The organism is Polaribacter sp. 20A6 (genome assembly GCF_011378915.1).
GTDB classification, from domain to species: domain Bacteria; phylum Bacteroidota; class Bacteroidia; order Flavobacteriales; family Flavobacteriaceae; genus Polaribacter; species Polaribacter sejongensis.
Genome location: NZ_WTPZ01000096.1, coordinates 1 through 617, shown reverse-complemented (window position 1 = coordinate 617; position 617 = coordinate 1). Strand labels below are relative to the sequence as shown.

The 617-nt window shown below is 45.4% G+C and carries 2 protein-coding genes; both read left to right on the top strand.

What is annotated here, in order from left to right; all coding sequences use genetic code 11:
• On the top strand, positions 1-236 hold a 236-nt coding region (locus GQS57_RS19370; protein WP_205860317.1), incomplete at its 5' end, for a glycosyltransferase family 9 protein.
• A gap of 68 nt (positions 237-304) precedes the next feature.
• Positions 305-617: glycosyltransferase family 2 protein (locus tag GQS57_RS18510; RefSeq protein WP_165734443.1), on the top strand; the 313-nt coding region annotated here is incomplete at its 3' end.

The following is a 617-nucleotide window of genomic DNA, read 5'->3' as shown; positions in this document are numbered from 1 at the left end:
AAGCCGTCAGTAATGATTCAGGCTTAATGCATGTCGCGGCTTCGGTGGGCACAGAAGTGCACGGTATTTATGGTTCAACAAGCGAGCTATTTACACCGCCGTTGACGGAGAATAAAACCATTCACAACTTGCATTTAGAGTGTTCTCCTTGCTTCAAACGCACTTGCCCTCTTGGTCATACAAACTGTCAGAATCAACTCACTCCTGACATAATCGCAAGATCCGTACTGCCATGAGAGATGACACAATACCATTTGACGTCAAACACGCAATTTATTAACGCTTTCAGACTAAAGAGCCAAACATGAATATTTCAGGCAACATCATCACCCTTAACGAAGAAAACAACATCGCAGCGTGTATCGAATCCATGCAAAGCGTTTGTGACGATATTGTGGTGGTTGATTCAGGAAGCACAGACAAAACTGTCGAAATTGCCCAGCGTTTAGGCGCGACGGTTGTCCATCAAGCCTACTTAGGAGATGGTATTCAAAAAAATGTGGCTCTGTCTCATACCAAACACAATTGGGTGCTCAGCCTAGATGCTGACGAACGCCTAACGCCTGAAATGTCCCGAGCCATCACTCAATTGGATTTGTCCTCGTCCTCAGTGGAAG